The following is a 24,594-nucleotide window of genomic DNA, read 5'->3' as shown; positions in this document are numbered from 1 at the left end:
GGCTAATCGACGGTCGGCTTTGGCTTTGGCGGCGTAGGCGCGAGCTATCTGCTTGTGCGTTGGCCTTCGCGTTTGATGGCGCGGAGGTCTTCTTCGTGTCGGCGGACCTTGGCGGCGACGGCTTCGAGGGTCTGCCGGAGCTGGTCGAGTTGGGTGGCCAGGCTGGTGACGGAGAGGGTCTGATGGTCGGGGCGGCGGTGGGTCTCGACGATCTCGCGCAAGTCGCGGCGTCGGTAGAGGGTGGCCCGGCTGATCCCGGTCTGCTCGGCGACGGCGGGGAAGGTGACCCGGCCGTGCCGGGCGAGGTCGGTGCAGGCGGCGCGGACCTGGGCGGACAGGTCGTCGGTCTGGGCGTTCATGCGGGCTCCGTGTTGGCCAGGTGGGCGTCGAGGCGGTCGAGCAACCGCCGGTGGCGGGCGGCTTCTTCGCCCCAGCCGCGGGCCTCGGCATCGGCGGCGAGGATTTCGACGTCGGCGCGCTGGGTGGCCAGTATGGTGCGGAACGCCGCGTCGGTGCGGAAGTTCGGACAGTGTTCGCAGATGTTGGCGTAGGCGCAGGAGCCTTGTGCGGCGGTGCGCAGGCAGTAGCCGCCGGCGAGTCGGGCCTTGATCAGTGGGGTGTCCTTCCAGTCGCTGCCGCCGGTGACGTCGATGATCGGCAGGGTGGGGCGGCCGGGCAGGGCGGGACCGTGGTGGGCTTTGGCTTGGGCGAGGGCGTGCTCGTATTCGGCGCGGACGGTGGCGTCGAAGAGTTTGGCGTAGCGCAGGCTCATCGCCGCGCTGGTGTGGCCGAGCAACTGCATGAGCGCCTGCAGGGAGCAGCCGGCGTTGATCAGCGCGGTGGCCCAGGTGTGTCGCAGCTGATGCGGGGTGATCCGGTCCAGGCCGGCGGCCTGGGCGGCGCGGGCGAGCTCGGCGCGCAGCGCGTGGACCGAGACGCGTTTGCCGTGGTGGGTGAGCAGGAACTCGGTAGGTCTGCCGGTCTTCGGGTGCGGCAGTGGCCGGCCTGGGCTGCGGCTGGCGGCGATGCGGTCGACGACGGTCAGGGCGTCGTCGTCGAGTGGCACCATGCGTTCGGTGTCGAGTTTGCCCAGCGGGACCTTCAACCATGCTCCCTGTCCAGGGATCTCGTGGACGCAGTCCAGTTCGAGGTCGACCAGTTCGCCGACGCGGAGCCCGGTGGCGCGGGCCAGCAGCAGCGCGTCGGCGAGTAGCCGGTTGGGTGAGTGCTGCAGCGCCTCGCTGAGGCGCCGGTCGGCGTCGACGGGCACGTAGCGCGGCAGCGGCCGGGGGGTCTTGGGCACGTCGCGGGGAAAGACCAGTCGGCGGGGTGGGGCGTCGGGCCAGCCCCAGTCGGTGATGTCGGTCAGGAACCGGCCCAGGGTGATGACCCGGTTGCGTTGCTCTCCGACCGAGATGGGCTGTCCGCCGCGAAGCCTGCCGGCGGCGACGGCGGCCAGGTAGGTCTCGATGTGCGGTTGTCGCTCCAGCTGGGCGAGTGAGTCCAGGCCAGGGTCGATGGCGGCCAGGTGCCGGCCGAAGTGGGCCAGCCGGATCGCGATACCGTCGCATGTGGACGGTGCGTGGGTGCCGATCAGGGCGGTGGTGTAGTCACCCAGCCGGGCGGCCAGCCAGGCGGGCACACCACCGAAGTGGTGGGCGTGGCCGGTGTGGTCGCGGCGGCGCCGGTTGGGTGGGGTCACCTCGATGATGCCGAGATGGAACAGTGTCGCCCAAGCGGCGTGCAGGAAACCGCGGTCGTTGTCCCCGCCGCCGCCCCGGGCAGCGGTGTGGGCGGTGAACGCCGTACCGAGCTCGGTCAGGTCGGCCACGGTCAGTTCGTGCATGGGCCGGCCGGTCTGGATCAGCAGCCGGGCCAGCACCCGTTCGGCGGCGCGGGCGCGCACGTGGGCGGAGAACCCGAGGGCGGTAGCCGCCTCGGCGAAACCGGTCAGGTCTGCCTCCAGGCGTGTGCCGCGGGCCAGGTCAACCAGCCCGGCGAACTTCCGTGCCACCAGGTAGTCGTATCCGGGGCGCAGCAGGTCGTGCAGCAGCAGGAAGGTGATGAACGGGCGGGTGTGCGCATCGGCTGCCAGCATCTGCGCCAACGGCTGGTCGGCGAATGCCTGCGGATGCGGCCACCGGGACAGGAACCTCACCGCCGCGTCGTGGTAGCAGCGGTTACCGCGGCCCCGCCCGGCAAGCCACGCCCCAAAGCCGGCCAGTAAACGTCCACTATGGACAGCCGCGGCCGGCCGGGGCGGGCGGTCAGCCGTGGCGTTGGCGAGCGCGGGCATCGTCGAACGCGGCACGCACGTGCGCGGGTGCGAGGTGAACATACCGAGCGGAGGAGTCGATGTGGTCGTGGCCCATCAACGCCTGCACCACCGCCAGGTCGACGCCGGCCTCGGCAAGGGCAGTGCCGAACGTATGGCGTAACGCGTGCGGATGGCCGGCCGGCACGCCAGCGCGGTCGCGGTGGTAGCGGAACACCGCCCGCAGCCCCTCCGCGGACAGCGACCGGCCCCGGTGCGAGCCCTTCGCCACCACGAACAGCGCGGTCACCTCGGTGTCGGGCCGTTCTGCCAGCAGGTAGGTCTGCACCCAGCCGGCCACCTCGGCGTCGACGGGCACCCGGCGTTCCTTGTCGCCCTTGCCGATCACCCGCACCCAGCCGCGGGGGATGTCCACATCGGCGACGGCCAGGCCAAGGACCTCCGCCGAACGCAGGCCCGAGAACAGCATCAGCCCCGCGATCGACCGGTCCCGCCAGGTGCGGAAACTGTCCAGCAGCGCGGCCACCTCGCCACGGTCCAGGCCACGCGGCAACCGCCGCGGCTGGCGCACCCGCAACCTCGATGCCGGCCGGGCCCGGGCCAGATGCCCCAACATCCCGCCGCGTTCACCGCGTGCGGTGGCCCGCCGTTGCGGCCCGCGCGGCACCGGGTTGACCGCTGCCGGGTCACGCATCGCTGTGAACTCGAACAGGCCCGAGACCGCCGCCAGCCGCCGGTTGACCGTCGCCGCCGCGTAGCCGACGTTGCGCCCGTCGCCGATTGAGTACACGTTGCCGCCCGGCCGACCCCGATACGTCGCGGTCCGGCAGAACGCCAGATACCGCAGCAGCACCGGCGTGTCCACCTCGGCCAGCTCCACATCCTCAGCCATCAGCCACCGGCACCACGCCAACAGGTCGAACGCGTACGCACGCACCGTGCGCGGCGAGTACCGCCGATCGACCAGATAGCCCAGATACTCGTTGACCAGCCCGAACCCGGACGCGGCCGGACCGACCAGCGTCCAGCCGCCGGCGTGTTCCTCGACCCGCAGGCCGCCCTCGTCACTCATGGGACATGTCTCGCAGCCAGACCATCTCCGACGCAAGAACCACAACTATCGTGGGCGTGTCGCCTTCCGTTCCAATCACCGATTAGCCGGTTAAGAGGGATACCACCAGCACGTACTTCGAACTCGACGACGAGGACGGCGCCGATGGCGGCGCTGTGTCCACGCTGCGCCGGTTCGGTAAGAGCAAGGACCACCGGCCCGATCTGCCGCAGGTCGTCATCGGCCTGGCCGTCACCCGTGAGGGCATCCCGGTGCGCTGCTGGGTATGGCCGGGCAACACCACCGACGCGACGGTGATCCCGCAGGTCAAGGACGATCTGCGTGGGTGGCGGCTGGGCCGGGTGGTCACCGTGGTCGACCGGGGGTTCTCCTCGGATGCCAACCTGGCCTACCTGGCCCGGGCCGGTGGCGGGTGGATCGCCGGGGAACGGATGCGTGACGGCAGCGCCGACGCCGCCGCGGCCCTCGCCCGGCAGGGCCGCTACCAGGTCGTGCGGGACAATCTGCGGGTCAAGGAGGTCACCGTGGACGCGACACCGGGCAAGCGGTGGATCATCTGCCACAACCCGGTCGAGGCCGAACGCGACCAGGCCACCCGCGAGCGTCACCTGACCCGCATCGACGCTGAACTGGCCCGCATCGCCTCCGCCCGCGCGAAAGCGCAGGCGAAGGCCGCCAAGGCAGGCCGGATCGCCGCCGACGATGCGCACCAGCGGGCCGAGTGCGCCCTGCGCGATCATCCGACCCTGGGCCGCTACCTGCGTCAACAGGCCAACGGCCGACTCGTCGTCAACCGGGCCAAGGTCGCCGAGGAAGCCAAACTCGACGGCAAGTACCTGCTGTCCACCAACGACCCCCACCTGTCCGCCGAGGACGTGGCGCTGGGCTACAAGAACCTCCTCGAGGCGGAACGCAGCTTCCGCGACATGAAGCAGGTCATCGAGCTGCGACCCGTCTACCACCGCCTCGACCAGCGCATCCAGGCCCATGTCCTGCTCTGCTGGCTGGCGCTGCTGCTCGTGCGGGTCGCCGAACGGCGCACCGGACAGACCTGGAACCACATCAACACCCAGCTGTCACGGGTGCACCAGGTCCTGCTGCAGAGCCCCGACGGCCACATCGTTCAAACGACATCGCTCAATGCATCACAGCAGGCATTGTTCACCGCCGTCGGCGTGCCCAAACCACCGCGAATCACCGCGATCCACCCCGCCTGACCAGGTCAACGCGTAGGCACACGACCACCCGGCCCCACCACGCCCATTTCCGCAGCCCAAACCCACAATTCACCATGATCGTCTGCCCACCAACTGCGGAACGCGAGCTGCGTGTGGGAACACAAAGCCGGCCGCCGCGACGATCTACGCCGTCGCGGGACTACCCCCGCGTCCGCGGGGAACGCGACGGCACGATCGGGTTAGAGCCTGGGCGGGCCCACGCCCCGCGTGCGCGGGGATGGGCCCACGCGGGGCCCGTCCGTCGGTGCCTGGCTGAAGTTCCACCCCAGGATCGGACACCGGGGTTTCATGCCGCGAGGGCGGTGGTCTGACCGTAACAGACGCGGGCCTCGTACGGGGTTCGGTGGCTGAGTGTCGAATGTAGACGGTTGCGGTTGTAATAGGCAAGGTACGCGAACACGGCTCGGCGCGCGTCGGCCCGGGTGGCCCAGACCCGGGTGCCGATCTCGGCTTTCAGGGTCGCGAAGAACGATTCGGCGACGGCGTTGTCGTAGCACGATCCGACGCGGCCCATCGACCCTCTCATGTGGAGCGACTTGAGCGTGGTGCGGAACTCGGTCGAGGTGTACTGAGCCGCGGTCGGAGTGGAAGATGGCCCGTGGCTTGACCAGACCGCGCCGGTGGGCCAGCTCGACCGCGTCGCACACGAGGTCGGCGCGCATGCGCTCGGCCATCGCGTAGCCGACGACCTCGCGGTTGAACAGGTCGATGGTGGTGGCCAGGTAGAGCCAGCCTTCCTGGGTGGGCAGGTAGGTGATGTCGCCGACGAGGCGGTGCCCTGGAGCGGGCGAGGTGAAGTCGCGGCCGATCAGGTCCGGCGCGGGCGCGGCGGTCGTGTCCTGCTTGGTCAGCGACCGCCGTCGGCGGCGGGTGATGCCGACGATGCGGCGTTCCCGCATGATCCGCTCGACGCGCTTACGGTTGACCCGGCGGCCGCGCCGGCGCAGCTCGTCCGTCACACGCGGCGAGCCGTAGGAGCCCTTGTGCTCGCCGTGGATGGTGCGGATCTCGGCAGCGAGGTCGTCCTCGGCCTCAGCACGCTCCTGACGGGCGGGCTGGGCAGCGACCCACTCGTAGTAGCCCTGCCTGCGACCGACCGCCAGAACGCGGCACAGCCGCGTGACGCCATAGGTGGCGTGGTGCCCGGAGATGAACCGGTAGCGGTGGATCATCGACCCATCTGACTCGAAAATATCCGCGACCACCGGCTCAGGCTGCCGCGATGGGGTCGAGGCGGACGGTGTAGCCGAGGTTGTTGAGTTGGGTGACGAGTCGTCGGGTCTGTCTGGCGGTGCCGGCGCGTTCGGTGAAGTAGTTGGCGCCCAGGTCGTGGTAGGCGACGTCGTGTGTGAGCATGTGCCAGATCGCGATCAGCATCGAGTGCTGAACCGCGACGATCGCGCGTTTCTTACCGCGGCGGGAGGCCACCCGTTTGTATCGGGCCGCGAGGTAGGTGTCCTTGGTGCGGGTGACCGCCAACGCGGCCTCACCGAGCGCGGCTCGCAGCGCGGCGTTGCCGTTGCGGGTCTTGCCGGACAGTTGCGTTGAGCAACTGGACGTCGAACGCGTCTTCCAACGCGTAGTACGGCGGCTTCCAATACGCTCCGGTGGCCTCCATCCCGACGGTGGTGATTCCTTCAGCGGCCAGCCAGTCCCGCAGCCGCAACAGATCACCGGTCATCGTTGTGAAGGTGCGCACCTCGACCCGCCAACGGCCGTGCGCGTCCGGCACCCGGATACATGCCTTGACATCACGCTTACCGACATCGATGCCTGCGCATCGCACAACGATGACCTCCACCAGCACCCTCCGACTCGCGAATCATCCGAACCGCCCAGGGGCACCCGACAGGCCGAAGAATCTGACTCACGTGCTCGAAGCAACACTGCGGGGAGCCTGTCACGCGGGCACCCAGCGTCATACTCCTTCTCGGGCGCGCAGCACCACGATGGAACGACGTCGCCGGGCGGCCCACCATTTTCTCCCCGCGGGGAGGCGCGCAGCGCCCGGACTACTCCTTGGCAAAATACTGAGCCGCCTTACGGAGAATCTCCTTCTCCAGCTCCAGCTCAGCGACCTTCTTCCGCAACCGGCGCAGCTCCTCCCGCTCATCCGCGCTGACCTGCCCGCCGCGCTCGGAGCTGCCCCCGCCGCCCGCGCCGGCCTGCTCAGCCCGCTTGGCGACGTTCACCCAGTTGCGCAGGGTCTCGTGGTTCACGCCGAGCTCTCGGCCGATCTCACGAATCGTCCGGCCAGGCGACGAGCGGACCAACTCGACCGCATCCCGGCGGAACTCCTCGGGGTACTTCGATGGACGGGGCACCAGGACATCCTTCCCCAGACCAACTGTCTGGTTTCAGGGTGTCCGGTCCGCAGGTGGAACTTCAGGCCACGCGCCCAAGATGCCGTGCTCGCCGCATTGCACGTCAAGGTTGCTGAGCGGTGGTGGCGGTCGTATCCCGTCGGTCGTGTTACCCCTGGCGGCGGTGGTGCACATGGGTAACGGTCAACGACCCGGGCCTGGAGTGGTTCGATGAGTTCGGACGCGAAATACCCTTCGGTGCTCGTTCAGGCGGCTCAGGAGCCGGATCGGGCATGAGGCGCTGACCGGCTGCCGTGCCGGAAAGGTGATTCGCCGCAACGTCAGGGTTGTTCCGCTGGCGGTGGGGCGCGTGCCTCGTGAGCGAAGGTCCGCGCCAAATTAGGCGGGCGTGCCGAGGGCGGTCAGGGTGCCGTCGAATGACAGCACGACCAGCTGGCCGGCGGCGATGCCGAAGGTCCTGATAGAGGGCAGCGTCGTCACGAGCTCGGGGCGCTGCGGGAGGTCCGGGTGCACGACGAAGATCTGGCCGCGGTCGTCGGCGAATAGCAATCGCCCGTCGGCGCTGCGTAGGGTTCGATTCGCGTAGACCGTACCGCAGCCGGGCACGGCGAAACGGACGTCCGCGGTCATTAGGCCCTGCGTGAGGTCCACCGTGGACCAACCGTGCTCGTCGCCGATGTGCAGCGTCCCGCTCGCGTCCAGGGCAAACGTGTCGCGGGACTCGCGCGGCAATGCCACATCGCCAACTGAGCGCCCGTCCTCGGTTGCGAAACCGAGGAGGCGGTTGCTTCTCCAACTGACCTGCACCCACAGCACGCCGTTCACCACCGCGAGCAGGCGTGAGCCGCGCGGCAGCGCGTGTGGGCGGCTCCAACGTTCCTCGCCCGTTTTCATGTCCAGCGACACCAGCTCGCCCTTCAGCCCGGTTAGCCCCTTGTACGAGCCCTCGCTGACAAGCTGATCGTCCACAGGCATCGGCACGCTGAGGGTGCGCCCGCTTGTCCACACGATCGCGCCGGTGCTGTCGTCAATCAGCTCGGTCTGACCCCAGGCCCCGCCGTCGTTCTCCGACGACACAAGCTGGCCGCCGGGCAGTGCCACCACGCTGACGTCGTACTGCGATCGCCGGCTGTGCCAGACCGGCGCAGGCTCAGTGCCGGGGATCAGGCGGAACACCGTGCCAGCGGTGTCGGCGGCCAGCAGGCCGCCGGGGATCGATCCGCCGCATACACGGACCTTTACAGGCCACAGGTCGGTGCCGGGTTCCAGTCTCGGTGCGTCCGCACCGACGCTCAGCACGCCGTGTTCCGCCGCAGTGATTAGCGCGCCGCCGCCCACCGTGTCAAGGCGGATGTCCGGTCTGTTGAACCCGGTCAGGCGCGCCTGCCACGCCACGCCGAGCCTCGCGGCCAGAGGCCGGTCGACGACCGTCCTGTCCATTCCGAACTTCGGCACCGCGATGATGTCGGTCTGCATCGATGCATCCTAGAGCTGGGCGAGCGCATCGAAAAGATCGATGCTGTTGCATCCGGTGCTTGGTTGACGTCGCGTCGGGTGACGGCCGGGTCACACGGTGAAGATTCGATTAGTGAAGATATGTCTATGTCGTCGCGTTCCGGAGTGGTCGTGGCCGTGGACATCGGTGCGTCCCGGATGAAGGTCGCGTACGCTGGGCCGGACAGTGTCGTACACCTGGTTCGGTTCGACGGTGAGACCTGGCGACCGTCCGGAGTCCTGGTCGAGCAGGACGGCAGCCTGGTCACCGGGCGGGCGGCGGCCCGCCGGGCGGTGCACCGCCCGCACGGCTACGTTGCCGACCGGGTGGGCCGGCTGACCGCTGAGACGACGGTGGATGTCGGTGGTGTCGTGGTCGAGACCGCGGACCTCCTGGCGATCCAGCTGCAGGTCGCGGTCGCCGCCGCGGAGCGGGTCGCCGAGGCACCTGTAGCGCTGCTGCGGGTGGTGATCGCCGGTACGTGGGGTCCGCGCCGCCGGGCGGTGCTGCGTACCGCGTTGCAGCGGGCCGGGGTGGGTGACGCGGAACTGGTCGCCGCGCCGGAGACCGTCGAGGTGACCCGGTACCGCAGCGGGATGCTCGGCCACCGGTGGGCCATCAGCGCGCTGCCCGGCGCTCGGGTGCAGGTGCGTTCCGCCGCCTTCGACAACGCCCAAGTCGCCGGGATCACCGTCAGACCTGACCCGGTCGACGAGCCGCTCAAGACGGACCGGCCCGGCCTGTTCGCCCCGCCCGGCGCGTACACCGTCACAGTCGACGCCGACGTCCCGTTCGCCGGCATCACCGCCACCGTCATCGTCGCCGGCGGCGTCGACCCGGCGCCGGTGGTCCTCGCTCCGGCGTTGAGCCCCGACATCCAGCCGAAGGTCGAACAGCAGATCCGCGACCGGATCGCCCTGTGCGGCAGGCCGCAGGAGTTCCGTCCGTACCCGCCGGACTGGCGCAACTTCAGCCAGACCTGCCCGTTCGGGCACGACCCGCAGTCACCGATCACCCAACCGCCTGTGTGGACCGTCGAGCGGCTGCCGGCGATCATGCTGCGCGTCGACGAGCACGGGGCCGTCGTCGTCAAGACGACCTCGCCGGGGATCGCGACCATCCGGTACCGGTGGAGCGTCGACATCGTCGAACCACGCCAGTGGCGAGAGGACAGCAGGACCGTCGAGTTCACCGCCGGCGGGTACGTCGGCGTCGCCGACCACGCGCCCAACTGGGTCGGGTGATCGCCGCGCCGGCCGTGTGACCCCGTGTGACGGGCTGTGACCTGCGGAGCCGTTCCATCGACCACCTCCGTCGCCGACGCTTGCCGGGTAGGTACATACGTCCCCCGGTGCGTCGCGCCGACGATGGAGGTCCCGATGCACCCAGCCCGCAGCACCTCACCCGTCCGGCTCCTGGCCGGCGCGCTCGCCGCGATCGCCGGCATCGTGAGCCTCGCCGCGCTGCCGTACCCGCTGCGGCTGATGACCGACGCCGTCCTCGACAACATCGACTGGACCGGGACAATCGACGAGCCGGTCAACGGCCCACTGCTGATCCTCACTGCGGTCACCACAGGCTGGGCGTTGTGGGGTGGCTGCTGTACGCGACCGTTGCCGACACCGTCGCAGCGCTGCGCGGCCACACCCGGATGCGGCTCCCGGTGCCGGTGCACCCGGCGGTGACCGCGGCGGCCGGCCTGCTCGGTGCAGTGCTGCAACCCGCCATGGCCGCAGCCGGTACCGTACCGGCGTCGGCCGCCGCACCGCAGCTCGGCGAGGCCGGGACGTTCCCCGCGGCCACGGTCGCCGGCATCCCAGTCGCTGCGGCGCCAGTGACGGTAGTCGAGGCGGCAGGGGCCGAACCGGTCATTTCCGTCGTGCGGCGCGGCGACGCCGTGTCCCGCATCGCACGGACCCAGCTCGGCGACGCCGAACGCTGGCCCGAGATCTACACCCTCAACCGCGGCACACGGTTCCCGGACGTCGGCGGCACCTTCACCAACCCGGATGTCATCTACCCCGGCTGGAGGCTGAAGATCCCGTCAGCCGTCCCCGCGCCGCCGGCAACCACTGTGCAGCCGCCAACCATCGTGCAGCAGCCCACGACTTCCGGCGGCACGCCTCCCGCCGCCACGGCGGCACCGCCCACTGCGACGCCCACTGTCGCGACGTCCACGGCACCTGCACCGGCCACCCCCGCACCGCAACCATCAGCCGAGAGGGCGTCGAGCCATCGCCTCGCAGACGTGCTGCCCTGGCTCGCAGTGTTGCTGGCGGCGGCGGACGAGTCCGCCGCTGGCGCCGCCCGCGCCCAGGCACGGTCCGTATCCGTCCGCCGAAGACCTGGCTGGCGCAGCCGCCTGCCGCGCCCAGCGTTGGTCAGCCCCCTGCCTCCCCGCCCGCGCCCGTAGCCGTTGAGACGCCGGCCTCGCCTACTGCCGACGGTCTGCCGTCCACCGGCCCGGACGACGGCAGACAGGAGGTCACTCAAGAGCTGGTCGCGGCAGCGCTGGGCGGCGATCACGACACCGCTGTCATCATTCCGCAGACCACGCTGCACGCGATCCGGCCCGACCAGCCGGACACGGCCGGGACGGCGCTCACCGTCACCGCCACCATCGACGAGGCCATCGTCGCGGCCGAAGCGGAAGTACTCCGCCGGGCCCGGCTCACCGCCGAACACGACGCTGACGACTACGCGGAGATCCGCGACCTCGAGAATCTGCCGCCCGTAGCGCTCGTCACCCACGCCGACCACACCCAGCGGGCACAGATCGCGGCAATGGTCGAGCCCGGCCGCGCGTACGACATCGAGGCTGTCGTCATCGACATGCCACGAGCCGACGTGACCTGCGCCCCACCGCGCCCGGCGGCAACCGACACCGCCGTCGGTCCGGAGTCCGGGACGATCCGCGTGCGGATCATCGGTCACGTCGCGGTCCTCGACCCGCACGGCCGGCCGGTCCCCGGCCTCCGCGGCCGCGCCAAGGACCTGCTCACCTACCTGGCCATCCACCCCGGCGGCGCCAACCTGCCCGACATCATGGAAGCGCTGTGGCCCGCCGCCACCGTCACCCGCGCCGCCGACAGCCTCTCCACGGAGGTCGCCAACCTGCGCAGCACCGTCCGCAAAGCCGCCGGCGACAGACACGCCCAAGCCGTCCACAACCTCGGCGGCCGGTACACGCTGAACGCCGACCTCCTCGACATCGACCTGTGGCAACTGGAGCAGGCCGTCGCCGCCGACAACCCAGCCGCACCCGATCGGCAGCAGCGGCTGCGCGCCGCCGCCGCTCTGTACGCCGGCGACCTCGCCACCACCGCCGCCCACGGATGGTTGGAAGCCGCCCGCGAACGGTGCCGCCAGCACACCATCACCGCGCACCAACGCCTGGCAGCCGCCCTCGAGGTCGTCCAGCCGGCCGAGGCCGCGGCGCTGCTGGACGCCGCCGACGGCATCGACCCGTACAACGAGACCCTGGCCCTCGCCGCCATCAACGCCTTCGCCGCCCTCGGCGCCACCGACCAGGCGCAGCACCGCTACGAGTAGCTACACGCCGCGCTCGCCGACATCGGCGAAAAGCCCGAGCCGGCCCCCAGTCCGCCGTCGACAACGTCCTGCCCGGAACCACAACCATTGGGGGAGCAGCCGCATGACCGCCCTGTCCGTAGTGCCAGCCACGCCCGTCGCCGCGCTGCGGCAGCTGCACCTCATCCAGTGGACCCTGCGGGGCACGCTCGCCCTCGCGCTGCTCGTCAGCATGGCCGCCAACGTCCTGCACGCCGCGCCCGACCCCGTCGCCCGCAGTATCGCCGCCTGGTCCCCGCTCGCCCTCTACACCGCCATCGAGGTGATGACCCGCGTTCCGATCCGCAACCGCCTACTCAGAACCATCCGCACCGTCGCTACGGTCGCCATCGCCGTCATCGCCGTCATCGCCGCCGTCACCAGCTACCTGCACATGGTGGGCGTTCTGGAACGCTACGGCGAGACTTGGCAGGTCGTGTACCTGCTGCCGATCAGCGTCGACGGCCTCATCGCCGTACTCACCCTCAGCCTGCTCGACATCGCCGTCCAGGTCCGCACCATCACCGCCGAACCACCTCCACCGACGCGCCGGCACACCGACTCGACCGCTGCTACCACAGCGCCGGGCGGAGTCGAGGTCGACCTCGACACAGCAGCCGCTCCGGACGGCACCACCGGCGCTCCGACCTCGAAGACGGCGGTCGAGATGCTGGCCAGACCGGTGTCAGCAGCGCGACGAGGTGGGCGGCGATCGACGAGCCATCTGCCGGATGGCAGAGCAGCCGCCCACGACAGTGTCAACCTCGCATCACGGCTCGAAGGTGCTGTCGGCAGATCTGGAAGCTCTGCTCGAACCCGCAGCGGAAGCCTACCAGCGGCTGCAGGCAGCAGGGAAACCGATCACGCGGGACACCTTCGCCGCCGCCCTCCGAGACAGCGGACAACCCCTACGGACCACCAAAGTGACACCACTGCTGACCGCAGTCCGCGCGCAGTTCGAGTGTCCCACCACCGACGCACCGACTGGCAGACGAGACGACAAGGCTGGGTGATGGGAAGCTGTCAAGCCTAGGTCTAGGAGAGCCTGCACTGCCGGCTCCTCGACGTCAGCAACCCGTGCCCTGGGCTGTTGATGCCAGCGTCAGGTCCGAAGCAACTTCCGCGAGATCGCCCAGATCCACGCCCGCAGCATTGAGCGAGTCAAGCAATGCGCACGTTGACGGCAACGCCCGCGTGCCGTTCGGGCCGATGAGCCGATACCACACTATCGATCCAACGCCGCCGACCTCGGCGCGCCAACGCCCGTCCCACGTCTGCATCACCCCGACCAGCCCCACCACCTGACGGTATGACGGGCGGTAGGGCAGTGGAGTATCCGACGACGAACTACAGACGTGCAATTTCGTTGAAGCTCGCGACGTAACTCGTCGTCGGTGTCGTGCTGCGCCGCCATATGCTCGCAGCAGGCGTTTTCGACGTTCATGACCGAGGTGATGATCCATCCCAGCACGCCGGGACGTCGCGTGCGCTTCGCGTCGGGCAACTGGCGCGGCGGCCGGGGGAGGTGGCAGGCGTCCGTCGGACATGCAATGGCCAGACCGTGATGCGGTCTGGCCATTGATTCAACGTGTGACGTCGAGCCAGGACGGCCCCGGGCGCGGACGGCGTACAGCGTGCCGGAGCACCCGGGCCACCATGGTTGGCCGCATCAACGCTTCCGGCGGATCGATCAGTCCGGCCACCCGCATGAAGCCGTTGGTGACGCGGGAGTCCTTTGTGGCCGCGTACTGCAGGCGCGCCATGAACGCGTTGCCCACCGACACCTTCATCGTGCGCCGGCCTTCGACGCCGGGGAAGTCGAGATCCCCGCCCGCCGAAATCTCCCAGGGTGTGTCGATCGCGCGGGCGACGTCGGCGAAGAACGCCTGCGGTTGTGGCACCGCATCGCGGCGCAGGTGCTCGCGCAGCGCGAGTGCTTCGATGCTGGCCACGCTCATACCCTGGCCGTAGACGGGGTTGAAGCTGCACACCGCGTCGCCGAGCACCAGCAGGCCCTGCGGGAACCGGGTCAGGCTCTCGTAGTGGCGCCGCACACTGGCCTGGAACCGGAACGACACCGCATCGTCGAGCGCGTCGACGTCCCGGATCGCCTCGTAGACGTCCGGTACCGGCAGCGACCGGGCGAACTCCAGGAATCCCTGCGGATCCGTCGGCGGGTGATCGCCGAGGATGCCGGTCAGCGACAGGATGCACATGTCCGGCGCGACCTGGCCGAAGAACGCACCACGCGGGTGCGCCGGGGACGCAACCGGGTTGATCGACTGGACACCGTTGAACCATTCGGGCCGGGTCCGGTAGTGCCGTGTCGTGTACGCCAGGCCGACCTTGACGCGATCCTCACGGGGCCGCTGGTAGCCGATCTCCTCCAGCCACGCAGGGGTCCGCGAACCGCGGCCCGTCGCGTCGATGACCAGGTCGGCTTCGAGCGTCTCCGGCGTCGCGTTGTCGCTACGATGCTGCACGCGCACGCCCGTCACCTGCGTCGCGTCCTCGGTGGTCGTCACGCCAAGGATGTTGTGCTCCTCAAGAAACTTGACGTTGCTCAGCGACGCCACTCGGCTGCGGACATGATGCTCCAGCACGGGACGTGGTGCCGTGACCGAGATCAGCCCGGTGCGTGCCGGACGGATCCTGCGACCATTGAAGTACCAGCGCATCTCGCCGAGGTCACCGGTAGGCACGCCGGCGTCCTGCAGCTCCTGCAACAGCCCTGGGAACAGCTCCTCGAAGTTGAGCTGGCCGCGGGCGTGCAGGCCGTGCGCGTGCACTGTGTGCGGCGCACCGCGCCGCGATGTACGGACCCCGATCACGCGGTCGCGGTCGACGACAAGGACCTGCGGGTAGAACTCGGCGAGCACTCGTGCGGCAAGCAGGCCGGCCATGCTGGCGCCGAGCACGACGGCACGTCGCTTCATTTGTGTCATTTGCTGGACCTCGCAGACAGGCGGTGATGATTGAGAGGGCTCGCCGGCGGGTGCCCCGGAACCGTCGGTGCGCACGACCGGTCGATACCTGCGACGATCCGCGGTGAGTCAGTCAAGCAACGGTCACGCGTAGGTGATGACCGCTCGGAATCGGACCTCGCCACGGCCCACCTTGTCCACAGCCTCGGCCACCCGGGAGGCCGGGAACACCTCCACCATCGGGGTGACCTTGCCCGCGGCGACGAGGTCGAGCGCCTCCCGCAACAGCGCCGGGCCGCCGTGGGTGGCGCCGACGATGCTCTGGCCCTGGGCGAAGAAGGGGTACTGCATGGTCGGTGGGATGCTGAACGGCTCCCTGCCGTCCAGGCCCACCAGGACCAGGCGGCCGTTCACGCGCAGGCCCGCCAGCGAGGCGGCCGCGGCCGCATGCGAGGGTGCGGTCGCCAGGATGACATCAGCGCCGCCGATCCCGCGCAGCTGCTCGCCGTCGGCGACGACGAAGTCGGCGTTGAGTCGCTTGGCGAGCTCGTGCTTGTCCGGTGAGCGGGTGATCGCCACCGTCTCGTAGCCGCACGCGGCCGCGTACTGCAGCGCCAGGTGTCCGAGCGCGCCGATGCCGAGCACGGCGACCCGGGCACCGGGATCGGGGCGGCCGGCGCGCAGGGCCGACCATGCGGTGTAGCCGGCGCACATGACCGTCGCCGCAGCGACGTACGACAGCTGCTCGGGCAGCAGTACGGTTTCGTCTGCGTTCACGGTCATGTACTGCGCATGACCGCCGGGCGCGGTGAAACCGGTCTGCACCGCGTCGGGACAGTTCATCGCGGTCTGCCCGCCGACGGGCAGGCCCAGCCGGCAGTAGTCGCAGCGGCCGCAGCCCGACCGGACCCAGGTGGTACCGACACGGTCGCCCACCTGGCGTGAACGCACGCCCGATCCGACTTCGACGATCTCGCCGACCGCCTCGTGCCCGGTCACCGCCGGCTCGATCGAGGGGAAGGGAAGGGCGCCGACGGTGGCGAGGACGTCGTTGGAACAGACACCACACGCATGGATGCGGATGAGCACCTCACCCGCGCTGGGTCGCGGGTCGGGGACGTCGCGCAGCTCCCAGGCGCTGTTGACGGCGGGAATGACAGCAGCTTTCACGGTGGCCACCTTCACGTGGTTCGGACGCGGTGCGTACGGCGATGCCTGCCGGGACCTCAACGCTGCGGAGCCCCCGCACATCCGCCTCATCGTGCGCGCGACGTTTTGCACCGCTCACCTTCGCCAGTGCGGTCGCCCCTACTGGCCGCGGTGATCAACGCAGCACGATGGCGGGTGATGCCGTCGGCAACCGCTCCTAGTGTCTGATGCGCATGTTCACGTGACGCTCAGAAACCCCGTTCACCGAACCAGCTAAGGAGGATGCCTGTGGCGCACAACAGACTCATGAGACGAGGAGGGTTGGCCGCGGTACTGACGGGCGTTGCCGTCCTGATGGCCGGAGCAGCCCCGGCGGCGGCGGTCGGCGCCGACGTGCGGAGCGACGGCGTCGTGTCGTCGGCAGTGTCCGACGCCAGTCACCGCACGAGGCTCGGCTGCACGTACATCGACCGCCACCGCGCGCTCGCCCTGGAGCAGCGTCGGGTCCTCTCGTTCATGAAGGACTTCCTGGTCCTTCGCAACGAGGCGGACGTCGAGCGGCTCGCCCAGCCGCGCGACGGCGTCCAGTACTTCGTCTTCTCGCACGCTTACAACAGCATCCGCGGCATGGGCCTATCCATCATCAACGGTGGTGAGTACTCCGGCCCGGGCAAACCGGCGATGCTGCTGTACCGCCCCAGCGGCAAGGCGAAGAACGTGACCGACCCCGACGGCCCGGACTTCCCGTACACGCTAGTCGGCTGGGGTTATGCCGGCCTGTATATGCCCGGGCAGCCGCCGTCGTACGCCGACGATCCGGGTCTTCGCTGCCTGACCAAGCAGGACTGGCTGGTGCACGAACGCAGTGTGCATCCAGCAGACACCTGGGCGAACATTCCGGTGCCCCCGCAGGAGGCGTGGCACGGGGCGGCGACGGGGGAGATCCCGCCGAGCGCCGACGACTGCGCGTGCCCCGTCGGCATGACCCACCCGCGGCTGTGGGACCTGCACATCTTCGCGGGCCCTCTCGGGGTGCCGACGGTGTCGATGCTGAACCCGGGTCGGCCGATGCCCGGCTTCGACCCTCAGGTCGGGCTCGGCTTCTTCTACCCCAGCCAGTACCCGTCGACCAGCGGCCCTGCAGGCGGCGACCCGCACGCCGGTCACCACAATCACATGGGTGCCTGAGCGCGCAACACACCGCAAGCCGACGCCATCATCCCGCCAGGATGATGGCGTCGGCCGTTGTCAGCCGGCGGACCGGTCACCGCCGAGCACTCGCAGCAGTTCGTCAGCGTACTCGTACGGGTGCGTGACGTGCCCGACATGACTGCCAGGGAACAGGTGCAGCGCTGCGCCGATCTGCTCGGCCAGCACCACGGTCGGCCGGCAGGAGAAGTGGTCACGTGAGGTCGTGCCGCCGGCGAGCACGAGGCGGTCGCCCAGCGAGCGCAGCGCCTCGGCGTCAGGAACGTACGCAGGATAGGTCAGCAGTTCGTGCTCGAACCAGAACACCTGGTTGGGCTTGAGCCGCGCCAGCAACTGCGCCAGCTGTTCCGGCGGGAGCTCCGCACCGGGCGGGGGACGGGTGTCGCCCAGGCCGGCGTAGTCGCGGAACGCGTCGCGGGCCGCCTCGATACCCTCAGTGCGGTACGTGTCGTACAGCTGCTGATGAACCTTGAGCCAATGCGCCGCGTCGGGCAGCACAGAGACCGACGGGGGCTCGTGGGCGACGAGCAGCCGCACCCGATCCGGGAAGCGGGCGGCCAGACCCAGTGCGACGATCGCGCCGGAGCAGGTGCCGGCTACATAGCCGGGCTCGGCCGACACGTGGTCGAGCAGTCGGCGCGCGTCGTCGATGTCGTCGTCGAGGTGCCGCTCGTCGTCCAGCGGGCCGCGCAGCGGGCTGCGCGAGTAGCCGCGCCGGTCGTAGGTGACAACGGTGTAGTGCTTGGCCAGACGCTCCGCGAGTGGCGTGAACGGTGCGGCGTCGCCGTTGCCGGTGGAGATCAGCAGCAGCGTCGGGCCGGTACCTCGCCGCTCGTAGTAGATGCTGGCGCCAGGCACGTCGAGCGTGCCGATCAGCGGGGGACTCATTGCTCCTCCAGCGTCCTCGTAGCCCACATGGGTGATCGGGAGCATCGGCCTGTGTCGGTGGATGCACCCGCCAGCCATCGTCGCGCCTGCGCATGCGCGCAACGTGTTCCAGCGTGCGCAGATTCGCTGCTCCGCCGGCCCGGCGCAGCGGTGCCGGGCTCGGCAAACAGGAAGATGCCGCGCGCGCGTGTCAGCTGTGAGGCTGGCGTCGGGCGCGTCGTCGATCCGCAGATCCCGCATGTGCCTCGAGCAGACCGTTTCGACTGACTGGAGAGACAATGCCTGAATCCGCACTGCCTGATGCGGCACGCTTCGACACCATCGTGATCGGTGCCGGCCCGGCCGGGAGCACGACGGCGACGATGCTCGCGAAGAAGGGTCGCTCCGTCCTCGTTCTGGAGCGCCGGTCGTTTCCCCGGTTCCACATCGGAGAGTCGATGCTGCCGCCGACGATGCTGATCCTGAAGGAGATGGGCGTCCTGGACCGGGTGATGTCCAGCGGCTTCCCCACCAAGTTCGGTGCCGAGTTCACCGGCGGCCGCCTGGGCCGTTTCGGACGGATCCCGTTCGAGAAGCAGGGGCCCGGCCGCCAGCACGAGACGTTCCAGACCGAACGGGCCGAGTACGACAAGCTGCTGTGCGACTTCGCCGCCGAATCCGGCGCAACGGTGCTGCACGAGGCCACCGTGCACGAACTGATCCTCGACGGCGACCGCGTCGTGGGCGTGCAGTACCAGTACCAGGGGCAGACGCTCACCGCATACGCCCCATACGTCGTCGATGCGGCAGGTCGTGCGAGCAAGGTGTCGCAGAAGTTCGGGCTGCGCCGCAACGGCGACCGCCGGCGCATGGTTGCGGTGTTCCGGCACTTCACCGACCTGGACGAGGCGCACAACCCCGGCGTCGAGGGGGATATCCAGATCGGCGAGCACCTCGACGGATGGGTCTGGGCGATCCCGATCGGCAAGGACACCATCAGCGTCGGTGCCTGCATGCCGCGCGAGGTCCTGCAGCGCGCCACCGACCGGGAAGCGCTGCACGACGACCACATCTCCCGCGTGGAGCGCATCCAGCAGCGGCTCACCGGCACCCGGCCGCTGACCGACGTGATGGTCGAGACCGACTACATGTACTACTCCGACACCGCCGCCGGCCCCGGCTGGTTCATGGTGGGCGACTCCGGCTGCTTCTTCGACCCGATCTTCTCGGCGGGCGTGTTCCTGGCGATGGTCACCGGCCGCCAGGCGGCCGCGACGATCGACCTGCTCCTGAACGACCCGGAGGCGGCCGACGAGCAGCAGCAGCTGTACACGCGCTTCTACAAGACCGGCTTCGACATGTACGCCCGCCTGATCTACGCGTACTACGAGGCCGGATACAGCCTGCGAGGCCTGCTGAAGAACGCCGGCTACGACATCTCCGGCGACGAGCTCGGCGACAACAAGTGGGTGGCGCGGCTGGTCAGTGGGGACTTCTGGAACCCGCGCAACGAGCTGGTGCAGTACCTGACGGCGCAATCGCGGCTGGACACGTTCGCGCCGTTCGAGCGGCTCTGGGGCTGCCCGTTCTACGCGGAGCTCAATGCCGAGGAGGAGCGCCAGGAGCAGGCGGCGGCCGCGGCTGCGGCGTCCTAGACGCGATCCGCTGGCCGCTGGCGCGGGTCAGGGCGCAACGACCAGGAGGGGCAGGTCCTCGATGAGGACCTGCCCTCAGCCGTACCGCCGGCCGTTGGCCGTGTCCTCCCCGTCAGGCCGCGGCCATGGGGAGCATGACGGGGCGGCACCGGGTGGGAAGCCGGTGCCGCCCCGCACTCCACATCACACGGGGGAATGACGTGAAGCTGGATGTGCGATCAGACGGGTTCGGGGTCGAGGTCCCGGTCGACGGCCGGCGCCACGGGCTTCGATTCGGTGGCCAGCGAGCTCGGCCACCACATCTTCGGTCCGATGTCCAGGGTCAGTGCCGTCGCGAGGATGGAGCGCACGACGAAGGTGTCGAGCAGGATGCCGATCGCGATGGCGAAGCCCATCTCGACGATGAGCACCAGCGGCAGGGTGGTAAGGACGGCGAACGTCGCCGCCAGCACGAGACCGGCCGAGGTGATGACGCCGCCGGTGGCCGACAGCCCGATCAGGGCGCCCTTGCGCGTGCCGTGGCGCACCGTCTCCTCCCTGATCCGCGTCACCAGGAAGATGTTGTAGTCGATGCCGACCGCGACCAGGAACACGAAGATGTAGAGCGGGAAGCCGCTGTCGGAGGCGTTGAAGCCGAACACGTACTTGAACACGAAGGCGCTGAATCCGAGCGCGGCGGCGAATGACAGCACCACCGTGCCGATGAGGACGACCGGAGCAACCACCGCCCGCAGCACCAGCATGAGGATCAGCAGCACCGCGAGGAGCACGAGCGGGATGACGACCTTCGTGTCGGCGCTGTTGGCGACGTTCGTGTCATGGGTGATCGCCGCGAAGCCGCCGATGTTGGCGTCGGCCCCGGGTACCTTGGCAACCGCGTCCCTGGCACGGTCGATGGCCTTGTCGGCGGCGGCGGTGCCGGGCTCGTCGCGCAAGGTGCCCTCGATCCGCACCAGGTCGCCCTTGACCAGCGGGTCGCCGACGGCGGCGATGCCTTCCGTGCTCTTGAGCGCGTCCTGGATACCGGATGCGGCGGACGCCTTGCCGATGACGATCAGGGGCTGACCGGCTCCGCCGGCGAAGTGCTGGTTGATCAGCTTCTGGCCAGTGACCGACGGCGGCTGGTCGAGGAAGGACTCCTCGAAGGGCAGCCCGTTGGCATTGAGCTGGGTGAGTCCGATGGTCATCACAGCGAGCACGAGGGCCGTGCCGGCCCAGACCGCGCGAGGGCGCTTGGCGATGCGCTCGCCCAGCTTGGCCCAGCCTCCGCGGTCGGAGGGCCGGCTGGAGCCGAACTTGGGCCGGGACGGCCAGAAGATCCACCGGCCGAAGATGACCAGCAAGGCGGGGAAGAGCGTCATCATGGCGGCGAGGGCGATCACGACGCCGACGGCGGCGACCGGCCCCAGGCCCTTGGTCGAGTTCATGTCGGCGAGCAGAAGACAGAGCATGCCGACGGCGACCGTGGCCGCGCTGGCCAGAAGGGCCGGTCCGGACCGGCGCAGCGCGATCCCCATCGCCTCGTGGCGGTCCTCGTGCGTGCGCAGCTCTTCTCGGTATCGGGAGATGAGCAGCAGCGCGTAGTCGGTGCCGATGCCGAAGACCAGGACGGTCAGGATGGCCACGCTCTGGGAGTTGACGACGAGGCCGCCGCCGTCCGCCAGGAGATACACCACGGCCTGGGCGATGACCAGGGTGAGGCCCGCGGAGATCACGGGCAGTAGCCACAGGATCGGGCTCCGGTAGATCACCAGCAGCAGGATGATGACGACCGCGACGGTCGCCATGAGCAACGTGGTGTCGATGCCCTCGAACGCTTCGGTGTTGTCAGCGGCGAACCCCATCGGTCCGGTGACGTAGGCGTTGAGCCCGTTGTTGTTGTTCAGAACGATGGCACGGATCGCGTCGACCCGCTCGACGACCTTGAGTTGTCCGACCGGACCCATCTCGATCGGTACGATGATCTGCAGGGCCTGGTGGTCGTCGGAGGCGATCGGTCCCTGCACGGGACCGCTGACCCCGTCGACGCCCGCCAGCTTCGTGGCGTCGTCCTTCACCTTGGCAAGATCGGCGTCCGTGGTGCCGGCCGAACGCTCGTACAGGATCACCGCGGGAAACTCGTCGGTCGCCTGGAACTGCTTCTGCAGCTCGCTGACCTTGGTGGCCTGCGCATCGCTGGGGAGCCAGGCGGCTGTGTCGTTCTGCTGGGCGTCGGTCAGTTTGCCGGCCAGGGATCCTAGGCCCATGAATAGGACGATCCAGACGAGAACCACGATCCACTTGGTCCAGCGGCCGCAGACCAGTCTCGGGGCTCCGCTTACGCGTGCCATTGCGTTTCCTCCATTGTGATGGATCTCGGCTTCACTCGTCGAGCCACCCGCCCGCAGCACAGCCGCAAGAGCAGCAATGACCCTGTTACTCTTTGTGCGGGATTTAGCTTGCTATCTGCAAGTACGATGCGTCAAGTACTGCTGAGCTACCATTGGGTGATGGGTAGACGGTCATATGGGCAGTTCTGCGGTGTTGCCGCCGCATTGACGATGATCGGTGAGCGTTGGGCGCTGTTGATCGTCCGTGACCTGATGGTGGGGCCCCGGCGCTTCACGGACCTGCTCAACGGCCTGCCGGCCATCCCGACCAACGTCCTGTCCTCACGGCTCAAGGAGCTCGAAGGGCACGGTGTGATCCGCCGCCGGGTGCTGCCGCTGCCGGAGAAGGGTGTGGCCTACGAGCTCACCGAGTACGGCAGCGAGCTCGAGGAGGCGGTCCTCGCGCTGGGCCGGTGGGGCGCGCGGTCGCTCACGGTCCCCGCCGAGGATGAGATCGTCACGACCGACTCGATGATCATGGCATTACGCACGACGTTCCGACCGGGTGACGCGACCGGCGTGCGATGCGGCTTCCAGCTCAACATCGGCGACGTGACGGTGCACGCCCAGGTCGACGACGGGCGCCTCCGCGCCGCCGCCGGCCACCTCCCCGATGCGGACCTGGTCATCGAGACAGGTCCGCAGATCAGGGCGCTCATGGCCGGCGAGCGCACCCCGGAACAGGCCCTGGACGACGGCACTGTCCACGTCCAGGGCGAGCCGGGCCTGCTTCAGCTGTTCACTCGCCTGTTCGCCATCGACGCCCGGCTGCCGGCGGCCGCCTGACCAGGGTGCGTCACGGCAGCGGTGTCGGCTTGCTCACCAGCAGGCGCAATGCCTTCTTGTCGGGTTTGCCGACGGCGGTGTGCGGCAGGTCGTCCAGGACGATCATCCGCTCCGGAATCTTGAACGCGGCCAGTCCACGTGCGGTCAGGGCACGCACGACATCCTCGAGTTCGAGGGTGGCCCCGGCGTGCAGGCGCACGAAGAGGCAGACCCGCTCGCCCACATCCGCGTCGGGGACGGCGACCGCAGCTGCCTCGGCCACCGCAGGGATCTCCTGCACCAATGACTCGACCTCACCGGCGGAGATCTTCTCACCCGCCCGGTTAATGAGGTCCTTGACCCTGCCGGTGACGACGATGTTGCCGTCGGTGGTGAGGTGGACGAGGTCGCCGGTGCGGTACCAGCCGTCTGGTGTGTAGCTGGTGGCGTTTTGTTGTGGGGCGCCGTGGTAGCCGGGTGGGGTGTAGGGGCCGCGGGTGAGGAGTTCGCCGGTGTGGCCGGGGGGTTGGGGGTTGCCGTGGGGGTCGATGATTTTGAGTTCGTCGTGGGGGCTGATGGGTTTGCCTTGGGTGTGGTGGGCGATGTGGTCGGGGGCGTTGGGTGGGGTGTAGCAGATGAGTCCTTCGGCCATGCCGTAGACCTGTTGGAGTTGGCAGTTGAGGGTGGTGGCGATGGTGGCGGCGACGGTGGGGGCGAGGATGCTGCCGCCGACGTGCAGCGTCCGCAGGCTGGAGATGTCGTAGGAGCTGCCGACGGCGTGTGCCACCCACTTGAGGGCCACCGCCGGCACCGCCGACGTCATCGTGACGCGTTCGCGCTCGATCAGGTCGAACACCTGTGTCGGCCGCGGCGATGGTGCCATCACCACTCGGCCGCCCCGGTACAGCGTGCCCAGGATGCCGGGGTTGGCCAGCGGGAAGTTGTGACCGGCGGGCAGGGCGGTGAGGTAGACGGTCTCTTCGTCGACCGCGCAGGCGTCGGCACAGCAGCGGATGTTGTAGTCGTAGTCGTCGTGGGTCCGCCCGATGAGTTTCGGCACGCCGGTGGTGCCACCGGAGAGCAGGAACAGGGCCACGTCGGAGGACGCGGGCGCCGAAGCGTCGAGCCGCCGGCGTCGCGCCGCGGCGTCGCCGTCGGTGCCGAGCAGTGCACGGACGTCGACGCTGGTGGCGCGGACGTCGTCGCCCACGACCAACACCTGGACCGGGCCGGGCAGCATGGCGGCGACATGGTGGGCGAGATCCTGGTGGTCGAAGTATCGCCACCGATCAGGAACAATGACCGCTTTGGCGCCGACGTGGGCGCCGATCGAACCCAGCTCGTATTCACGATGCGACGGCAGCATCATCACCGGCGCGATGCCGGCGCGGATGCACGCGAGCGTCACAACGACGAACTCCCAGCTGTTGGGCAACTGCATCAGCACGCTGTCGCCGCATGCGAGTCCTCTGGCCGTCAGCCGCTCGGCCAGCGCATCGGCCCGGACCGCGAGCTCGTTGTAGCTCAATCGAACGTCGCCGTCGACGACGGCGATCCGTTCGCCGCTGCGCTCAGCCCACTGCCACAGCAGCGACCCGATCGGCTCGCCGCGCCAGCATCCGGTCTCGATGTACGCGGCGACCCGGTCGGCGGGCCACCGCACCTGTGCGTCAGTCTTCATT

At 69.3% G+C, this 24,594-nt stretch carries 22 protein-coding genes and 2 pseudogenes; 8 read left to right on the top strand and 16 right to left on the bottom strand.

The window, feature by feature from the left end:
• Positions 1–44: 44 nt before the first annotated feature.
• The 3 genes from ACQEVZ_RS58850 to ACQEVZ_RS58840 all read right to left on the bottom strand — a co-directional run bounded on the left by ACQEVZ_RS58850 (position 45) and on the right by ACQEVZ_RS58840 (position 3,347).
• The gene (locus tag ACQEVZ_RS58850; protein WP_433376029.1) at positions 45–359 is read right to left on the bottom strand and encodes a hypothetical protein; all 315 of its coding nucleotides are present in this window, start codon (positions 357–359) and stop codon (positions 45–47) included.
• Positions 356–2,158, bottom strand: coding sequence for a tyrosine-type recombinase/integrase (locus ACQEVZ_RS58845; RefSeq protein WP_433376032.1), 1,803 nt, complete (start codon positions 2,156–2,158; stop codon positions 356–358). The genes ACQEVZ_RS58850 and ACQEVZ_RS58845 overlap by 4 nt, the downstream gene beginning before the upstream one ends.
• A 109-nt stretch (positions 2,159–2,267) precedes the next feature.
• Complete coding sequence (locus ACQEVZ_RS58840; protein ID WP_433376035.1) at positions 2,268–3,347, bottom strand: tyrosine-type recombinase/integrase; 1,080 nt, start codon at positions 3,345–3,347, stop codon at positions 2,268–2,270.
• A 98-nt stretch (positions 3,348–3,445) separates the two neighbouring features.
• Here ACQEVZ_RS58840 and ACQEVZ_RS58835 point away from each other — a divergent pair.
• Positions 3,446–4,564 (top strand): annotated as a pseudogene (locus tag ACQEVZ_RS58835) (IS1634 family transposase); the annotation flags it as partial.
• A 307-nt stretch (positions 4,565–4,871) separates the two neighbouring features.
• Here ACQEVZ_RS58835 and ACQEVZ_RS58830 read toward each other — a convergent pair.
• From ACQEVZ_RS58830 to ACQEVZ_RS58805, 6 genes and pseudogenes are all read right to left on the bottom strand, one after another.
• On the bottom strand, positions 4,872–5,099 hold the full coding sequence (locus tag ACQEVZ_RS58830) for an integrase core domain-containing protein (protein ID WP_433376112.1): 228 nt from the start codon (positions 5,097–5,099) through the stop codon (positions 4,872–4,874).
• Positions 5,100–5,163: 64 nt separating this feature from the next.
• Positions 5,164–5,757: pseudogene (locus ACQEVZ_RS58825) on the bottom strand (IS3 family transposase); the annotation flags it as partial.
• A gap of 37 nt (positions 5,758–5,794) precedes the next feature.
• Positions 5,795–6,064, bottom strand: a complete 270-nt coding sequence (locus ACQEVZ_RS58820) for a hypothetical protein (protein ID WP_433385561.1) — start codon at positions 6,062–6,064, stop codon at positions 5,795–5,797.
• Between the two features lie 7 nt (positions 6,065–6,071).
• A complete protein-coding gene (locus ACQEVZ_RS58815) occupies positions 6,072–6,386 on the bottom strand; it encodes an IS110 family transposase (RefSeq protein ID WP_433385558.1) in 315 nt (104 codons plus the stop codon).
• 211 nt (positions 6,387–6,597) lie between these two features.
• Complete coding sequence (locus tag ACQEVZ_RS58810; RefSeq protein WP_433376103.1) at positions 6,598–6,909, bottom strand: transposase; 312 nt, start codon at positions 6,907–6,909, stop codon at positions 6,598–6,600.
• Between the two features lie 378 nt (positions 6,910–7,287).
• On the bottom strand, positions 7,288–8,385 hold the full coding sequence (locus ACQEVZ_RS58805) for a PQQ-binding-like beta-propeller repeat protein (RefSeq protein ID WP_433385555.1): 1,098 nt from the start codon (positions 8,383–8,385) through the stop codon (positions 7,288–7,290).
• Between the two features lie 126 nt (positions 8,386–8,511).
• Between ACQEVZ_RS58805 and ACQEVZ_RS58800 the strand changes: the two genes are divergently transcribed.
• On the top strand, positions 8,512–9,648 hold the full coding sequence (locus tag ACQEVZ_RS58800; protein WP_433385552.1) for a hypothetical protein: 1,137 nt from the start codon (positions 8,512–8,514) through the stop codon (positions 9,646–9,648).
• Between the two features lie 135 nt (positions 9,649–9,783).
• Positions 9,784–10,089 carry a hypothetical protein gene (locus ACQEVZ_RS58795; RefSeq protein WP_433385549.1) on the top strand — a complete coding sequence of 102 codons (306 nt, stop codon included), beginning with the start codon at positions 9,784–9,786 and terminating at the stop codon, positions 10,087–10,089.
• A 331-nt stretch (positions 10,090–10,420) separates the two neighbouring features.
• Here the strand turns inward: ACQEVZ_RS58795 and ACQEVZ_RS58790 are convergent, their stop codons facing one another.
• Entirely contained in the window at positions 10,421–11,338 is a 918-nt protein-coding gene (locus ACQEVZ_RS58790; RefSeq protein ID WP_433385546.1) for a hypothetical protein, read from the bottom strand.
• On the opposite strand from ACQEVZ_RS58790, the gene ACQEVZ_RS58785 reads away from it, so the two are divergent.
• A complete protein-coding gene (locus tag ACQEVZ_RS58785) occupies positions 11,321–11,956 on the top strand; it encodes an AfsR/SARP family transcriptional regulator (RefSeq protein WP_433385543.1) in 636 nt (211 codons plus the stop codon). The genes ACQEVZ_RS58790 and ACQEVZ_RS58785 overlap by 18 nt on opposite strands.
• Positions 11,957–12,059: 103 nt before the next feature.
• Complete coding sequence (locus tag ACQEVZ_RS58780) at positions 12,060–13,007, top strand: DUF2637 domain-containing protein (RefSeq protein ID WP_433385540.1); 948 nt, start codon at positions 12,060–12,062, stop codon at positions 13,005–13,007.
• A 34-nt stretch (positions 13,008–13,041) separates the two neighbouring features.
• Here ACQEVZ_RS58780 and ACQEVZ_RS58775 read toward each other — a convergent pair whose 3' ends face one another.
• The 3 genes from ACQEVZ_RS58775 to ACQEVZ_RS58765 all read right to left on the bottom strand — a co-directional run bounded on the left by ACQEVZ_RS58775 (position 13,042) and on the right by ACQEVZ_RS58765 (position 16,068).
• Positions 13,042–13,272 (bottom strand): hypothetical protein, encoded by a 231-nt coding sequence (locus ACQEVZ_RS58775; protein WP_433385537.1) that lies wholly within the window; start codon positions 13,270–13,272, stop codon positions 13,042–13,044.
• Positions 13,273–13,557: 285 nt separating this feature from the next.
• The gene (locus ACQEVZ_RS58770) at positions 13,558–14,919 is read right to left on the bottom strand and encodes an FAD-dependent oxidoreductase (protein ID WP_433386214.1); all 1,362 of its coding nucleotides are present in this window, start codon (positions 14,917–14,919) and stop codon (positions 13,558–13,560) included.
• Positions 14,920–15,042: 123 nt separating this feature from the next.
• Positions 15,043–16,068, bottom strand: coding sequence for an alcohol dehydrogenase catalytic domain-containing protein (locus ACQEVZ_RS58765; RefSeq protein ID WP_433385534.1), 1,026 nt, complete (start codon positions 16,066–16,068; stop codon positions 15,043–15,045).
• A gap of 285 nt (positions 16,069–16,353) precedes the next feature.
• Between ACQEVZ_RS58765 and ACQEVZ_RS58760 the strand changes: the two genes are divergently transcribed.
• The gene (locus ACQEVZ_RS58760; protein WP_433385531.1) at positions 16,354–17,235 is read left to right on the top strand and encodes a hypothetical protein; all 882 of its coding nucleotides are present in this window, start codon (positions 16,354–16,356) and stop codon (positions 17,233–17,235) included.
• A gap of 60 nt (positions 17,236–17,295) precedes the next feature.
• On the opposite strand, the gene ACQEVZ_RS58755 is transcribed toward ACQEVZ_RS58760, so the two are convergent.
• Positions 17,296–18,144: an alpha/beta fold hydrolase gene (locus tag ACQEVZ_RS58755; protein WP_433385528.1), complete on the bottom strand. Its 849-nt coding sequence runs from the start codon at positions 18,142–18,144 to the stop codon at positions 17,296–17,298.
• A gap of 278 nt (positions 18,145–18,422) precedes the next feature.
• Here ACQEVZ_RS58755 and ACQEVZ_RS58750 point away from each other — a divergent pair, with 278 nt between their 5' ends.
• The gene (locus tag ACQEVZ_RS58750; RefSeq protein WP_433385525.1) at positions 18,423–19,778 is read left to right on the top strand and encodes an NAD(P)/FAD-dependent oxidoreductase; all 1,356 of its coding nucleotides are present in this window, start codon (positions 18,423–18,425) and stop codon (positions 19,776–19,778) included.
• Positions 19,779–19,996: 218 nt separating this feature from the next.
• On the opposite strand, the gene ACQEVZ_RS58745 is transcribed toward ACQEVZ_RS58750, so the two are convergent.
• Positions 19,997–22,024, bottom strand: a complete 2,028-nt coding sequence (locus ACQEVZ_RS58745; protein ID WP_433385522.1) for an MMPL family transporter — start codon at positions 22,022–22,024, stop codon at positions 19,997–19,999.
• Positions 22,025–22,267: 243 nt separating this feature from the next.
• On the opposite strand from ACQEVZ_RS58745, the gene ACQEVZ_RS58740 reads away from it, so the two are divergent.
• Complete coding sequence (locus tag ACQEVZ_RS58740; RefSeq protein ID WP_433385519.1) at positions 22,268–22,933, top strand: winged helix-turn-helix transcriptional regulator; 666 nt, start codon at positions 22,268–22,270, stop codon at positions 22,931–22,933.
• Positions 22,934–22,943: 10 nt separating this feature from the next.
• Here ACQEVZ_RS58740 and ACQEVZ_RS58735 read toward each other — a convergent pair whose 3' ends face one another.
• Positions 22,944–24,593, bottom strand: a complete 1,650-nt coding sequence (locus tag ACQEVZ_RS58735; protein ID WP_433385516.1) for a (2,3-dihydroxybenzoyl)adenylate synthase — start codon at positions 24,591–24,593, stop codon at positions 22,944–22,946.
• Position 24,594 lies beyond the last annotated feature (1 nt).

It is taken from the genome of Dactylosporangium sp. CA-152071 (assembly GCF_050936335.1).
GTDB lineage: Bacteria > Actinomycetota > Actinomycetes > Mycobacteriales > Micromonosporaceae > Dactylosporangium > Dactylosporangium maewongense.
Note: the sequence above shows the minus strand (reverse complement) of the source record. Positions and strands in the feature narration are given on the sequence as shown.

What these genes read in the sequence shown, in the direction of transcription:
- ACQEVZ_RS58850 (WP_433376029.1), bottom strand. Translation starts at nt 359, where the DNA reads ATGAACGCCCAGACCGACGACCTGTCCGCCCAGGTCCGCGCCGCCTGC.
- ACQEVZ_RS58840 (WP_433376035.1), bottom strand. Translation starts at nt 3,347, where the DNA reads ATGAGTGACGAGGGCGGCCTGCGGGTCGAGGAACACGCCGGCGGCTGG.
- ACQEVZ_RS58830 (WP_433376112.1), bottom strand. Translation starts at nt 5,099, where the DNA reads ATGGGCCGCGTCGGATCGTGCTACGACAACGCCGTCGCCGAATCGTTC.
- ACQEVZ_RS58805 (WP_433385555.1), bottom strand. Translation starts at nt 8,385, where the DNA reads ATGCAGACCGACATCATCGCGGTGCCGAAGTTCGGAATGGACAGGACG.
- ACQEVZ_RS58800 (WP_433385552.1), top strand. Translation starts at nt 8,512, where the DNA reads ATGTCGTCGCGTTCCGGAGTGGTCGTGGCCGTGGACATCGGTGCGTCC.
- ACQEVZ_RS58795 (WP_433385549.1), top strand. Translation starts at nt 9,784, where the DNA reads ATGCACCCAGCCCGCAGCACCTCACCCGTCCGGCTCCTGGCCGGCGCG.
- ACQEVZ_RS58780 (WP_433385540.1), top strand. Translation starts at nt 12,060, where the DNA reads ATGACCGCCCTGTCCGTAGTGCCAGCCACGCCCGTCGCCGCGCTGCGG.
- ACQEVZ_RS58770 (WP_433386214.1), bottom strand. Translation starts at nt 14,919, where the DNA reads ATGACACAAATGAAGCGACGTGCCGTCGTGCTCGGCGCCAGCATGGCC.
- ACQEVZ_RS58760 (WP_433385531.1), top strand. Translation starts at nt 16,354, where the DNA reads ATGAGACGAGGAGGGTTGGCCGCGGTACTGACGGGCGTTGCCGTCCTG.
- ACQEVZ_RS58755 (WP_433385528.1), bottom strand. Translation starts at nt 18,144, where the DNA reads ATGAGTCCCCCGCTGATCGGCACGCTCGACGTGCCTGGCGCCAGCATC.
- ACQEVZ_RS58750 (WP_433385525.1), top strand. Translation starts at nt 18,423, where the DNA reads ATGCCTGAATCCGCACTGCCTGATGCGGCACGCTTCGACACCATCGTG.
- ACQEVZ_RS58745 (WP_433385522.1), bottom strand. Translation starts at nt 22,024, where the DNA reads ATGGGCCTAGGATCCCTGGCCGGCAAACTGACCGACGCCCAGCAGAAC.
- ACQEVZ_RS58740 (WP_433385519.1), top strand. Translation starts at nt 22,268, where the DNA reads ATGGGTAGACGGTCATATGGGCAGTTCTGCGGTGTTGCCGCCGCATTG.
- ACQEVZ_RS58735 (WP_433385516.1), bottom strand. Translation starts at nt 24,593, where the DNA reads ATGAAGACTGACGCACAGGTGCGGTGGCCCGCCGACCGGGTCGCCGCG.